The sequence below is a fragment of the Actinomycetospora chibensis genome (assembly GCF_028737215.1).
GTDB classification, from domain to species: Bacteria; Actinomycetota; Actinomycetes; order Mycobacteriales; family Pseudonocardiaceae; genus Actinomycetospora; species Actinomycetospora chibensis.
In genome coordinates this window covers 279,488-291,005 of record NZ_JAQZAM010000001.1, presented here as the reverse complement: position 1 = coordinate 291,005, position 11,518 = coordinate 279,488, and the positions used below count along the sequence as shown (strand labels likewise).

The 11,518-nt window shown below is 75.2% G+C and carries 15 protein-coding genes; 8 read left to right on the top strand and 7 right to left on the bottom strand.

What is annotated here, in order from left to right; genetic code table 11:
- Nucleotides 1–4: 4 nt before the first annotated feature.
- Both PH189_RS01425 and PH189_RS01420 read right to left on the bottom strand, forming a co-directional pair.
- Nucleotides 5–1,507, bottom strand: a complete 1,503-nt coding sequence (locus tag PH189_RS01425) for a long-chain-fatty-acid--CoA ligase (RefSeq protein ID WP_274186945.1) — start codon at nucleotides 1,505–1,507, stop codon at nucleotides 5–7.
- Nucleotides 1,504–2,892, bottom strand: coding sequence for a wax ester/triacylglycerol synthase domain-containing protein (locus tag PH189_RS01420; RefSeq protein ID WP_274186944.1), 1,389 nt, complete (start codon nucleotides 2,890–2,892; stop codon nucleotides 1,504–1,506). The genes PH189_RS01425 and PH189_RS01420 overlap by 4 nt, the downstream gene beginning before the upstream one ends.
- 121 nt (nucleotides 2,893–3,013) lie before the next feature.
- Here PH189_RS01420 and PH189_RS01415 point away from each other — a divergent pair, with 121 nt between their 5' ends.
- Entirely contained in the window at nucleotides 3,014–3,895 is an 882-nt protein-coding gene (locus PH189_RS01415) for an esterase/lipase family protein (protein ID WP_274186943.1), read from the top strand.
- Nucleotides 3,896–3,904: 9 nt separating this feature from the next.
- Here PH189_RS01415 and PH189_RS01410 read toward each other — a convergent pair whose 3' ends face one another.
- Nucleotides 3,905–4,678 (bottom strand): slipin family protein, encoded by a 774-nt coding sequence (locus tag PH189_RS01410; protein WP_274186942.1) that lies wholly within the window; start codon nucleotides 4,676–4,678, stop codon nucleotides 3,905–3,907.
- Between the two features lie 232 nt (nucleotides 4,679–4,910).
- On the opposite strand from PH189_RS01410, the gene PH189_RS01405 reads away from it, so the two are divergent.
- Together PH189_RS01405 and PH189_RS01400 are read left to right on the top strand one after the other, a co-directional pair.
- Nucleotides 4,911–5,315, top strand: a complete 405-nt coding sequence (locus tag PH189_RS01405; protein WP_274186941.1) for an avidin/streptavidin family protein — start codon at nucleotides 4,911–4,913, stop codon at nucleotides 5,313–5,315.
- Nucleotides 5,302–5,949, top strand: a complete 648-nt coding sequence (locus tag PH189_RS01400; protein ID WP_274186940.1) for a phosphoribosyltransferase — start codon at nucleotides 5,302–5,304, stop codon at nucleotides 5,947–5,949. Before PH189_RS01405 ends, PH189_RS01400 begins: the two co-directional genes overlap by 14 nt.
- Before the next feature lie 14 nt (nucleotides 5,950–5,963).
- On the opposite strand, the gene PH189_RS01395 is transcribed toward PH189_RS01400, so the two are convergent.
- Nucleotides 5,964–6,482 (bottom strand): MarR family transcriptional regulator, encoded by a 519-nt coding sequence (locus tag PH189_RS01395; RefSeq protein WP_274186939.1) that lies wholly within the window; start codon nucleotides 6,480–6,482, stop codon nucleotides 5,964–5,966.
- 498 nt (nucleotides 6,483–6,980) lie between these two features.
- On the opposite strand from PH189_RS01395, the gene PH189_RS01390 reads away from it, so the two are divergent.
- Complete coding sequence (locus tag PH189_RS01390) at nucleotides 6,981–7,175, top strand: hypothetical protein (RefSeq protein ID WP_274186938.1); 195 nt, start codon at nucleotides 6,981–6,983, stop codon at nucleotides 7,173–7,175.
- A 6-nt stretch (nucleotides 7,176–7,181) separates the two neighbouring features.
- Here the strand turns inward: PH189_RS01390 and PH189_RS01385 are convergent, their stop codons facing one another.
- Entirely contained in the window at nucleotides 7,182–7,487 is a 306-nt protein-coding gene (locus tag PH189_RS01385; RefSeq protein ID WP_274186937.1) for a 2TM domain-containing protein, read from the bottom strand.
- A 206-nt stretch (nucleotides 7,488–7,693) separates the two neighbouring features.
- Here PH189_RS01385 and PH189_RS01380 point away from each other — a divergent pair, with 206 nt between their 5' ends.
- The 4 genes from PH189_RS01380 to PH189_RS01365 all read left to right on the top strand — a co-directional run bounded on the left by PH189_RS01380 (nucleotide 7,694) and on the right by PH189_RS01365 (nucleotide 10,965).
- Nucleotides 7,694–8,527, top strand: coding sequence for an HPF/RaiA family ribosome-associated protein (locus PH189_RS01380; RefSeq protein WP_274186936.1), 834 nt, complete (start codon nucleotides 7,694–7,696; stop codon nucleotides 8,525–8,527).
- The gene (locus tag PH189_RS01375) at nucleotides 8,524–8,862 is read left to right on the top strand and encodes a hypothetical protein (protein ID WP_274186935.1); all 339 of its coding nucleotides are present in this window, start codon (nucleotides 8,524–8,526) and stop codon (nucleotides 8,860–8,862) included. Before PH189_RS01380 ends, PH189_RS01375 begins: the two co-directional genes overlap by 4 nt.
- Nucleotides 8,863–9,281: 419 nt before the next feature.
- Nucleotides 9,282–9,884 carry an Rv1733c family protein gene (locus tag PH189_RS01370; RefSeq protein ID WP_274186934.1) on the top strand — a complete coding sequence of 201 codons (603 nt, stop codon included), beginning with the start codon at nucleotides 9,282–9,284 and terminating at the stop codon, nucleotides 9,882–9,884.
- Nucleotides 9,885–9,996: 112 nt separating this feature from the next.
- Complete coding sequence (locus PH189_RS01365; protein ID WP_274186933.1) at nucleotides 9,997–10,965, top strand: universal stress protein; 969 nt, start codon at nucleotides 9,997–9,999, stop codon at nucleotides 10,963–10,965.
- 67 nt (nucleotides 10,966–11,032) lie between these two features.
- On the opposite strand, the gene PH189_RS01360 is transcribed toward PH189_RS01365, so the two are convergent.
- Complete coding sequence (locus tag PH189_RS01360) at nucleotides 11,033–11,242, bottom strand: hypothetical protein (RefSeq protein ID WP_274186932.1); 210 nt, start codon at nucleotides 11,240–11,242, stop codon at nucleotides 11,033–11,035.
- A 121-nt stretch (nucleotides 11,243–11,363) separates the two neighbouring features.
- Complete coding sequence (locus PH189_RS01355; protein WP_274186931.1) at nucleotides 11,364–11,495, bottom strand: hypothetical protein; 132 nt, start codon at nucleotides 11,493–11,495, stop codon at nucleotides 11,364–11,366.
- Nucleotides 11,496–11,518: the final 23 nt, after the last annotated feature.

Genomic DNA, 11,518 nt, shown 5'->3' with positions numbered 1-11,518 from the left:
GCGTTCACAGCGCCCGCTTGAGGATCTTGCCGCTGGCGCCGACGGGCAGCTCCTCGCGGAACTCGACGGACCGGGGGTACTTGTAGGACGCCACCCGCTCCCGGACGTAGGAGATCAGCTCGTGCTCGTCGGCCGTGCTGCCGGGGCGCAGCGCGACGACCGCGTGGACCTCCTGCCCGAGCCGCCGGTCCGGGACCCCGATCACGGCGGCGTCGCGGACGGCGGGGTGGGTGTAGAGGACGTCCTCGACCTCGCGGGGATAGACGTTGTAGCCGCCGCGGATGATGAGGTCGGAGGTCCGGCCGACGACGAACAGGAACCCGTCCTCGTCCAGGTAGCCCAGGTCGCCGGTGTGGAACCAGCCGTCGACGAGCGCCTCGGCGGTCGCCTCCGGCCGGCCGCGGTAGCCCCGCATGACGTTGACCCCGCGGACGACGATCTCGCCGACGTGGTCGCGGCCGCGCGGGAGCCGGTGTCCTTCGGGATCGCGGATCTGCAGGTCCACCCCGTAGATGGGCTTGCCGACGCTGTAGACGCGCCGTTCCTCGGCGCTGATGTTGAACGTCGTCGTCGACGCGGTCTCGGAGAGCCCGTAGCCCTCGAGCACGACGAGACCGAGGGCGCGCTCGACGGAGTCCAGCACCTCGGCGGGCAGAGGGGCGCCCCCCGAGACGCCGACGCGCAGCGCCCGCAGGTCGCGGGTGGTGCGGTCCGGGTGCTCGAGCAGCGCGACGTACATCGTCGGGACGCCCTCGAACACCGTGACCTGGTCGCGCTCCATCACCTCGAGGACCCGGCCCGGCTCGAACCGGGGGACCAGCGTCATCGTGGCCCCGAAGCGCGTGCAGACGTCGAGCTGGCTGGAGAGCGCGAAGACGTGGAAGAGCGGCAGCGCCACGAGGACCACGTCGTCGGACCGGATGCCGAACACGCGTCCCGGCGTGTCGGCGTTCATGAACAGCTGGAAGTGCGTCAGCTCGGCGCCCTTGGGCCGTCCGGTCGTCCCCGCGGTGTAGACCACGGCGGCCACGTCACCGGGGTCGCAGGGCGCGAGCACGCCGTCGGGGTCGTCGGGCGCGTGGGCCAGGAGCTCGCCGAACGGGTGGCCCGGTCCTTCACCGAGCACGAACACGGAGTCGACGCCGGCCTCCGCGGCGCCCTTGGCCGCGGCCTCCGCGCAGCCCTGCCAGGTCAGCAGCGCCCGGGCGGCGGAATCGGCGAGGATGTAGGCGACCTCGCTCTCCTTGAACAGCACGTTCATCGGCACGGCGACGAGGCCGGCCTTGAGGATGCCGAACCAGGCGACCGCGAACTGCGGCACGTTCGGCAGCTGGAGCGCCACCGCGTCGCCGGTCCGCAGGCCCTGCCGGCGCAGGCCCTCGGCCAGGCGGTCCGCGGCGGCGTCGAGCTCGCTCCAGCTCATCCGGTGCTCGTCGGCGATGATCGCGGTCCGGTGGGGGTGGCGCCGCGCGGACTCGCGCAGCACGACGGCCAGGTTGAGGCTCATCGGGTGCTCCTCGCAGGGGTGGTGGCGGAGCCCGTGGCCGGGCTCCGGTGGGTCGGGCGGTGGTCGCGGACGACGGCGGCCAGCTCCTCGCGGAGAGCGCTCACCAGGACGCGGGCGTCGCCGACGCGGCAGCGGTCGACGCCGAAGCCGATCCGGACCCCGCCGGCGTAGCTGACGATGCAGGCGGTGAGCACCTGGTCGGCGCTGCACGGTGCCCAGCCGACGATGCCGGTGACCTCCGCGCCGGCCAGCGCCATCCGCGTGCGGGGCCCGGGCACGTTGGTCACGACACCGATCGCCTTGTTCGCGAGGTGGTCGCTCACCGCGCCCGCGACCGGGTCGGGAGCCCGGCCGATGAGCTGCTGGAGCCCGTGGGTGAGGGCCGGCTCCCAGCTGTGCCGGATGCGCTCGACGCGGGCGTGCACCTCGGCCAGGCGGGCACGGAACGGACCCCGCAGCGGCAGGACCACGAGGACGAGCGCGAAGTGGTTGCCCAGCCGCTCCGGTGGCCCGGCCTCGAGGGGGTCGAGGTTCACCGGCACCATCCAGGCCAGGTTCGACGGGGTCGGGCCGTTGAGCTCGGACTCGTGGGCGCGGGCGACGGCGCCGCCGAGCAGCGCCAGGCACACGTCGTTGACGGTCGCGCCGTCCTCGTGGGCCAGTCCGGCGAGCAGGTCGAGCGGGATCTCCTCGCTCCAGGCCGCCGTCTTGTCCCGACCGGGCGGCCCCGTCCACGCCGTGCGTGGGTTGACCCAGCCGAGGATCTCGACCGTGTCGAGGGCCGTGTTGAGCGCCGACACCGTCAGTCGCAGGCCCGCGCCCAGGGAGCGCCAGGGGTGCCGCAGGCCGTCGAGCAGGTCCGCCACGACGTCGTCCATGCCGTGGGTGGCCACGGGACGCGCGTCCGCGGACGCACCGGGCAGGGGATCGAGCAGGGCGAGCAGCAGCCGGATCATGCGCACGCCGTCGGCGAGGGCGTGGTGGGCGCGCACCACGACGGCGCTGCCCTCGCCGTGCCCCTGCAGGAGGTGGACCGACCAGGGCGGCCGGGAGAGGTCGAGCGGGGTGCTGCGCAGCTGCCCGACCCGCTCCTGCAGGGCCGCGTCCGGCCGGCCGGGGGGCAGCGACTCCACACGCAGGTGGCGGTCGAGGTCGAAGTCGGGGTCCTCCTCCCACGTGCCCGCGGGCAACCACCCGCCGTCGAGCACGGGGCGGTGCCGGAAGACCGGGTGTGGGTCGACGACGCGCTCGGAGAGGACCCGGCGCAGGGCGACGGGCTCGACGGGGGTGGCGGTCCACAGGACCGAGACGATGCCGAGCACGTTCGTCGCGCGGTCGATCCGCAGCCACAGGCCGTCCTCGGCCGCCATCGGGATGTCGTCCATGTCCGCACCGTCGGCGGGATCGGGCCCCGTGGACAGGTCCCAACGGCCCGGTCCGTCTACCCCGGGGGACCCGGCCCTGATTACGATCCGCTCGCGGGGGGCCACGCGACGGAGGTGGTCGATGTCCGCACTGCTCGACGACGAGGGTCCGACCCCCTGGCGCCCCGGGCTGGACGCGGGGTTCCGTGCCCCGGGGTCGCACGAGAGGCCCCCGTCGTGGCCGTTGTTCGCCACCGATCTCGGCCGCGCCCTCGGCGCCTCCGGGGTCACCGCGCTCGGCCGGTCGGTCCTGCGCGCCGCGCCCCTGGGCGACGGTCATCCCGTCCTCGTGCTGCCGGGCCTGGGCGCCGGTGACGCGTCGACCCGCGTCCTGCGCCGCGTCCTGCGCCACCGGGGCTACCGCGCGCACGGCTGGCACCTGGGTCGCAACCTCGGTCCGACCGCCGAGGTGGTGGAGGGCGTGCCGGCGCGGCTCGCCGAGCTGCACGAGCGGTACGCCCGCCGGGTCAGCATCGTCGGCTGGAGCCTCGGTGGTCTCTACGCGCGCGACGCGGCCCGACGCGCGCCCGGGTGGGTCCGGTCCGTCATCACCCTGGGCAGCCCGGTCCGGCTGACCCACCCCGCGCAGACCCGGGCGATGGGCCTCTACCGGGCGGTGTCGTCCCGACACGTCGCGCCCGCGGCGATGCCCCCGCCGGAGGTCGACCGGCCGGCGCTCCCGGTTCCGTGCACCTCGGTGTTCTCGCCCTGGGACGGCATCGTCTCCTGGCGGGCCTGTGTCGAGCCGCCCGGCGAGCAGGCCGAGTCGATCGGGGTGCTCGGCAGCCACTTCGGGCTCGGCATGCACCCGGCGGTGCTGTGGGCGGTGGCCGACCGCCTCGCGCAGCCGGAGGGCCGGTGGCGCCCCTTCGCCCCACCGGGGGCCCTGCGGTGGCTCTACAGCGAGGGTGGGGCGGACGCCCCCGGTCCGGTCGAGGAGACCCGTCCGGACCGGGCGTCGTAGCGGCCCGGCTCAGGACATCGCCCCCGCCGCCGTCCGGCCGTTGACGGCGGGCGCGTCGGCGCTGGGGCCCCCCTCGCGCGCCACGAACGCGCTCAGGTCCCGGACGCTGTCGAGGAACTGGGCGGGGAAGACGATGGTGGAGTTGCGCTCGATGGCGATCTCACCGAGGACCTGCAGGTTGCGCAGCTGCAGGGAGATCGGGTGCGCGGCGAGGACGTCGGCGGCCTCGGCGAGCTTGCCGGCGCTGAGCGCCTCCCCTTCGGCGGCGATGACCTTGCCGCGCTTCTCCCGCTCCGCCTCGGCCTCGCGGGCCATGGCCCGCTGCATCGACTGGGGCAGCTCGATGTCCTTGAGCTCGACGAGCTCGACGAGCACGCCCCAGCGCTCGGTGGTCCGGTCCAGGATCTCCTTGATCGACTCGTTGAGGGTCTCGGTGTCCGACAGCACGTCGTCCAGCGAGGACCGTCCGACGACGTTGCGCACCGTGGTCTGGGCGATCTGGCCGATGGCGGTCTGCACGTTCTCGATCGCGATGATGCAGGCCACCGGGTCGACCCGGCGGAAGTAGGCGACCGCGGCCACGTTGATCGACACGTTGTCGCGGGTGATCACCTGCTGGGACGGGATCGGCATGGTCACCGTCCGCAGCGACACCTTCCGCATGCGGTCCACGAGCGGGATCATGAATCGGAGGCCCGGTTCCCTGGTCGCGCGCAGGCGTCCGAAGCGGAACACCACCCCGCGCTCGTACTGCCGGACCACGGCGACGCCGAGAAAGCTCATCACTGCACCTCCCGTCGGGGCCCGCGCGGACCCGCCCGGGCCCAGTGGGCGCGTGCCGCGCCCGGGACGTACAGGGCCTCGACGACCACCTCGACGGGCCGGAAGGCCCGCCCGTCCGGTGCCGATCGCACCTGGGGCCGGCCCGCGAGGCCGTCCACGGTCGCCGTCGGAGACCGCCGTACGCGGCCGTACGCGGCCCCGTACACCGCCGTCGGCCACCGAGGAGGAGCACATGGGACCGGAAGGCACCTGGCGCAACGAGCTCGGGTCCACGATGACCCTGGCCGCCACGCCGGACGGGCTGTTGAACGGCGACTACGAGTCGAACGTCGGGCACGTCACCGGGCGCTACGCCCTCGCGGGCCGCTTCGACGCGACACCGCCCGCGGACGCGCACGCCGCGGTGGGCTGGGTGGTGGTGTGGAACAACGCCTCGGGCAACCAGCACTCGGTCACGACCTGGTGCGGTCGCTACGACCCCGAGGCCGACCTCCTGCACGCCACATGGCTGCTGACCGCCGAGGGGCCCGAGCACACGGGGTGGTGCTCCACCCGGATGGGGCAGGACGTCTTCTCCCGCGTCGCCGCGCCGGTCGCCGCGACGCCCGACGGGGGGCGGACCCGTGCCTTTCAGTGATCGTGCCGAAGCCGGCCGGCAGCTCGCCCGCCGGCTGCAGCACCTGCGGGGGGAGGACCTCGTGGTCCTCGCGCTGCCACGCGGCGGGTTCCCGGTGGCGGCAGAGGTCGCCGCGGCGCTCGACGCCCCCCTCGACGTGATCCTCGTGCGCAAGCTCGGGATGCCGCTCCAGCCCGAACTCGCGATGGGTGCGGTCGGGGAGGGCGGCGTCCTGGTGCTGAACCGGTCGCTCGTGCGCCGGGCGAAGGTGGGCAAGGCCGAGCTCGCCGAGATCGAGCGGGGGGCGCGCGACGAGATCGATCGTCGTGCCCGCCGATTCCGTCCCGGGCGGGACCGCCTGTCCCTGGTGGGGCGCACGGCGCTGCTGGTCGACGACGGGATCGCGACCGGCGCGACCGCCCGCGCCGCGTGCCGGGTGGCCCGGGAACTGGGCGCGGCGCGGGTCGTGCTCGCCGCGCCGGTGTGCGCGCCGGACGCCGCGCCCCGCGTGCGCGACGAGGTCGACGAACTGGTGTGCCTCGAGACCCCGGAGGAGTTCTTCGGCGTCGGTGGATCCTACGCCGACTTCCGCCAGCTCCCGGACGAGGAGATGGTCGAGCTGCTGCGCCGCGCGGTGCACGACGAGCCGGTGTGACCCGGTCCCGGGCCTCAGCGGCCGTGCTCGCCGTCGGCGGTCTCGTGCGAGGCCGACATCTCGCCCAGGATCGCGGCGCGGACCCCCGCGGCGTCCCCGGCCCGCGCGCGCAGGGAGGCGGCCATCGCGCCGACCAGGTGCGTGACCGCGCGACGGAGCTCGGGGTCCTCGACCAGACGGGGATCGGAGCGCTCGAGGGCCTGAAGGAGGTCCTCGGAGAACATGGCGGACATCGCGGTGATGGCGGCGTGCCCCCGGCGCGTGAGATGGACGAGCAGGCTCCGACGGTCCCGTGGGTGGGGCCGGCGCTCGACGAGCCCGTACCGCGCGAGCCGGTCGAGCAGTGAGGTGCCCGCGGCCGGGGTGAGCCCGGCGCGCGCAGCGATCACCGAGGGTGTCTGCGGACCGTCGTGCAGGAGGTGGCCGAGCACGGCGGCCTCGGTGGTGCTCAGATCGATGCCGCCCGCCATGGTCCGGCGATAGCTGTCGGACGCGACGATCAGTTCGCGGACCACACGCGCCAGCTCGTGCATCCCTACTCTCTCGACGGTTGTACCGTTCGGCGATCGAAGGATAGCCGGAACCGTCTTCGGCCACGAGATTGTTCGACGAGCGCACGATGTGTTCGCCGGACCATCAGGTCCCCGCACCATGTGACGGCCGTACCTGTCGGTGAAGATGCGCCCGACGGCTCCTGTCGGGTCTCGGCCCCGGTGCCTAACGTCGAGGACGTCCCGATGGTCGCGCCCCGGCGACGGGTTCACGGGACCGGCCGCCGGTGGTCGCCCCCCCGAGACCACCGGCGGCTCCCCCACGGGATGGACGGAACCGCAGATGTTCGTGGAGATGTACGGGATCGGATGCGCGTTCTGCGGTAGGGACGTGTGGGCCTGGGTCGGCGACCGGATGTGGCCGTGCGCCTGCCCGGCGCCGGCCCTCGGAGCCCCCGACGACGCGCCGCCGGCGCCACCGGCGCGACGTCTGCAGCACACGCTGCCCAACCCCGGCACCGCTCCGCGGGCGGTACCGGCGTGACCGGCGGCGCGGGCGACGATCCGGAGACGACGCCGCCGCTGTGTGAGCGCTGCTGGTTCCCGGTCCCGCCCGGCGAGCCGGTGCGACGGCTCGTGACGTCGGCGGGCGACGACACCGAGATGGTCGGGTTCGAGCACGCCGAACGGAGTTGTACGCCGCAGGACCCGGCATCCGGCGAGGACGCCGCGTAGGCCCCCTCAGGGCCGCAGACGTCCCATCTCCCGCTGGACCCGCTCCTCGGTCACGGGGTCGGGGCGGTACACGTCCCAGGCGTTGGCGGCGAGCCCCACACCCCACCCGAGGATCGGGAAGATCGGCCAGAAGAACGGCGCGCCCGTGACGGCCCACACCACCACGAGCAGGCTGTTCACGAGCACGTAGATGAACACGTGGGTGCGGAAGTCGGCACGCTTGCGAAGCCGTGTGATCGCCTTGCGCCGCAGTTCGTCCTCGGCCGTCGCCTGCGTCTCGAGCTCCTCAATGTGCTGGTCGTCCGTGGTCACGGGGGCCTCCTCTCGGTCGTCGTCGTCACACCGTCGCCGCGGGCGGGGCCTCGGGGGAGGGCCGGGTGGGGCCCGACGTGGACCCGACCGCCGCTGCGACACGGGACCATCGGCCCTCCCACCCCGCGGGCGCGGTGACGGGAGGCGCCCCGCGCCGGGACGAACGACCCTGCCGCGCCCGGGGAGCTCGGACCAGCGTCGACACCATGACCTCGAGTCTCCCCACGACCTCCACGACCTCCACGACCTCCACGACCGGCTCGACCTCCACGACCGGCTCGACCGCCGCGCCCCGCGTCCCTCCGCCCGTCGTCGAGCTCCGCGGAGCCATCGCGACGGATCTCGTCGGGTACGTCCGCGAGAAGGTCGTCCAGACCCTCGACCACGGCGTCGACCCGCTCGGCCCCGCCCGGATCCGGGTCGTGCGCCACGGCGACCCGGCCCGCGAGCGGCCGGTGGTCGCGAGCGCGCACGTCGACCTCGCCGGCCGTCGTCTCCACGCCCACGTCGTCGCCGCCGACGCCCGTGAGGCGGTCGACCTGCTCGTCGACCGGCTGCGCCGGCAGGTCGGCGACGAGCACGCCCGCCGGCGGCCGAGGCACCTCGCGGACCCATCTCAGGCGCAGGACACCGAGGCCCTGATCGAGCGCCACGACGTGGTGCAGGCGGTGCCCACCTGCGCGTCCGACGCCGTCGCCATCATGGAGGCCCGTGACGAGGCCTTCCATCTCTTCGTCGAGCGCGCCACGGGGCGCCGCGCCGTGGCGTACCGCGGGGGCCCGACCGGCTTCCGCATCGCGCTCGACGACGGGTCCGCGCCGAGCCCGACGCGCCCGGCCCACATCACCCGCAGCAGCCGGCCGGCCCCGGTCCTGAGCCCGGAGAGCGCGGTCGAGCACCTGCGCCTGGCGGGGCTGCCGTTCCTGTTCTTCGTCGATCCGGAGGACGGGCGCGCGCGGGTCGTGCACCCCGACCGGCGCGGTCGCGCCGTCCTGGTGGACGTGGAGGTGGGCCCCGGGCGGGAGGGGTCCGGGCCATGAGTCGACGCGACCTCATGGCCGGGCTGCTGGTCACCCTCGCGGTGGCGATCGGTGTGCTGGGACCCGCGGCGACCGGGTCGCCGGACGGCGTGCGCGCCGCGACCATGCTCGTGATCGCGCTCGGCCTCACGGCGGCGGTCGTGGGCGGCGCCTGGGGCGAGTGGGTGACGCCGGCGACCGTGCGCGCGCCGGCGGCTCTCGGGGTCGTCGCCGCGGGTGCGGCGGTACTGGCCCTCGTGTCCGGGAGCGCCGAGGCGCTCATCGCCCTGGTCGTGGTGATCACCGCGCTGTGGGCGGTCGCCATCCTGCGCCACGCCACGACGGGGCGCCGGTGACCGGTCGGGCGCGGCGTCGGGCAGCCCGCCCCGGTCCCCCAGCTCCCGGTCCGCGGGCGCCGGCGGTCGTCCAGTCCCTCCGGCCCGGAGTGCCAGAGCCGGTCGAGCGGGGCATCGAGGTCGAGCACGATCCCGTCGACCGGCTCCCGGGTCCTCGCCGCCGTCCTCGCCACGTCAGCCGGCCCGGGACGGTCGACCCCCTTCGGGCGCCCGTGACCCGACAGGCCCGTTCTCGGCCCCGGGCCGTTCGCCGAGGCCCGTGGGTCACCCGGCCCGGGACGCCGCCGGACCTGCCGGTCGTCCCGCCGGAACCGGGCCGCCCGGGCCTCGGCGGGGGGCCGGGCGCCGGTGCCGCACCGTCGCGCGGGCGCCGACGCTCGTCGGGACACCGCCCGGAGCGGCGAGGGAGGCGGCTCGAGATGAGCGACATGACGGGACCGACGCGCCGGATCGTCGGCGCGTTCGTTCCGAGGCGATCGGCGCTGCGGCGCCGCAGCGACCGGATCGAGGTCGGCGCACGCTGGCTGCTGCTGCTCACAGGCCTGCTGTTCCTGCCCGTATCCCTCGCGATCGGCAGCGAGGTGACCGCGGGGCTGGCCCCGCAGGTCGCCCTGCAGCAGGCCGAGCGCCACCAGGTGACCGCGGAGGTGCTGTTCGCGCCCACCGATGCACAGCTGGCCCTCGGCGGGGAGGGGGACAGCGAGTGGCGCGCGCCCGTGCGGTGGACCGCCGCCGACGGCACCGCCCGTATCGCCGAGGTCCGTGTGCCGCCCAGCGCGCTCCCCGGCGACCCGCGGGTCGTCTGGGTCGACCGCGAGGACCGGCTCACGTCCGCGCCCATGACGCCCAGCCACCCGGCGGCGCAGGGATTCCTCACCGCGTTCTTCCTCGTGGTCTCCGATCTCGTCGTCTCGCTGCTCCTCCTCGCGGCGCTGCGATGGGTCCTCGATCGCTGGCGCCTGCGGACCTGGGAGACGGCGTGGCGCCGGTTCACCCCCCCGGACCACGAGAGCATGCACTGACGACCGCGGGACCGTCGGCCCGCTCGATCGGCCCGGTCGGCCCGGGCGCGTACCTCCTCCGGTGCTCGACGCTGCCCCCGGCAGGGGCCCGCCCGAGGGACAGGAGAGCGCGATGACGAGCACGACCACGACCGACGACGATCCGTCGGCCCGGAGCGGCCGGCCTGCCGGTCCGGCGTCGGTCGTCGTGGGTGTCGACGGCTCGGACACGGCACTGCGCGCCGTCCGCTGGGCCTCACGCGAGGCCGCGGCCAGGGGCCGTGCCCTGCGGATCGTGCTGGCCTACGGCGGCGTCGACCCCTCGCTGGTGGCCGACGCGGCGATCTGGCGCCGCTATCAGCAGGACGTCCTCGACCGGGCGCGCCGCGAGGCCGACCGCGCGGTGACGGAGGCCCGCCGGGCGGCGCCCGACCTGACGATCACCGAGGAGCTGGTGGACGGCCCGGCGGCGCCGGCACTGCTCGATCGGGCCGGGGACGGGTTGCTGGTGGTGGGCGGGCGGGGTGCGGGCGGGCTCGGCGAACCCTTCGCGGGGTCGGTCGCCTCCACCGTGGTCGTCCACGCCGCGGGACCGGTGGTCGTTGTCCGGGGCGATGAGCCCTCCGACCCCGCCGCGCCCGTGGTCGTCGGCGTCGACGGCTCCCCGGCCAGCACCGCCGCCATCGACTTCGCGGTGGCGGCCGCGGACGCGGCCGGGTGTCCGCTGGTAGCGGTGCACACCTGGTGGGACGCCCTCGTCGGTCCGGAGCTGGAGCCCCTCCTGGACTGGGGGGCGATCGAGAACGACGAGCACCGCGTGCTCGCCGAGCAGCTCGCGGGTCGGTCCGCGGCGTACCCGGACGTGAAGGTCTCGACCGTGGTCGAGCGCTCGCACCCCTCGAAGGTGATGCTCCGGCACGCGGTCGGGGCGCGGCTGCTGGTGGTCGGCTCCCGCGGTCGCGGCGGGTTCGCCGGACTCCTGCTCGGCTCGGTGAGCCGCGCGATGGTGCACCGCGCGCCGTGCCCCGTGGCGGTCGTGCCCCCACCTGGGGGTCCGCGGCATCCGCTGCCGGGGGTGGACGCGCACGCCGCGTCCACCTGACTGTGACACGGCGGGAGACGACCCCTCCGTCGTCGGGTCCCGCGGCCTGTCCCGACGCATGGCCCCGTCAGGTGGCGCCGGCCCGGCCGACGAGCTCCGTGCGGGCGGGGTCGGCCAGCGTCAGGCGGCGGGGCCGCTCGAGGTCGGGATCGTCGGGGAACGGCTCCCGGCGCTCGAGACCCTGTGTCAGCTGCTGCAACCGGGTGTCGATGCGGCGCATCAGCGCCACCAGTTCGTCTAGGCGCTCGAGAACCGCCTGCGTCCCGTGCTCCTCCATGTCTCATCCTCTCGTCCTGTCGGAGGTACTGCCGCCGCTCGAGCTGCGACCTCGGCCGCCGCCTGCTCGGCCGCGAAGGCCATCTGCGCGCCCTGGAAGAGCCCCTCGATCCACCCGACAGCTAGGCCTGCGCCATCCGCGGCACGTCGAGAGCCCGCAGCTCCCGGCGCAGCTCCGGACCGAGGTGGGTGGTGAGCCCGTCGACCGCACGGCAGGTGGCCGGCAGGCGGCCCTCGGCGTCGGTCAGGAGCACCCCCGCCGTGCGGCCCGGCCGCG

Excerpts from the sequence above, each read along its gene's own strand:
- PH189_RS01425 (WP_274186945.1), bottom strand. The coding sequence starts at position 1,507 with ATGAGCCTCAACCTGGCCGTCGTGCTGCGCGAGTCCGCGCGGCGCCAC.
- PH189_RS01420 (WP_274186944.1), bottom strand. The coding sequence starts at position 2,892 with ATGGACGACATCCCGATGGCGGCCGAGGACGGCCTGTGGCTGCGGATC.
- PH189_RS01415 (WP_274186943.1), top strand. The coding sequence starts at position 3,014 with ATGTCCGCACTGCTCGACGACGAGGGTCCGACCCCCTGGCGCCCCGGG.
- PH189_RS01410 (WP_274186942.1), bottom strand. The coding sequence starts at position 4,678 with ATGAGCTTTCTCGGCGTCGCCGTGGTCCGGCAGTACGAGCGCGGGGTG.
- PH189_RS01405 (WP_274186941.1), top strand. The coding sequence starts at position 4,911 with ATGGGACCGGAAGGCACCTGGCGCAACGAGCTCGGGTCCACGATGACC.
- PH189_RS01395 (WP_274186939.1), bottom strand. The coding sequence starts at position 6,482 with ATGCACGAGCTGGCGCGTGTGGTCCGCGAACTGATCGTCGCGTCCGAC.
- PH189_RS01380 (WP_274186936.1), top strand. The coding sequence starts at position 7,694 with ATGACCTCGAGTCTCCCCACGACCTCCACGACCTCCACGACCTCCACG.
- PH189_RS01375 (WP_274186935.1), top strand. The coding sequence starts at position 8,524 with ATGAGTCGACGCGACCTCATGGCCGGGCTGCTGGTCACCCTCGCGGTG.
- PH189_RS01370 (WP_274186934.1), top strand. The coding sequence starts at position 9,282 with ATGAGCGACATGACGGGACCGACGCGCCGGATCGTCGGCGCGTTCGTT.
- PH189_RS01365 (WP_274186933.1), top strand. The coding sequence starts at position 9,997 with ATGACGAGCACGACCACGACCGACGACGATCCGTCGGCCCGGAGCGGC.
- PH189_RS01360 (WP_274186932.1), bottom strand. The coding sequence starts at position 11,242 with ATGGAGGAGCACGGGACGCAGGCGGTTCTCGAGCGCCTAGACGAACTG.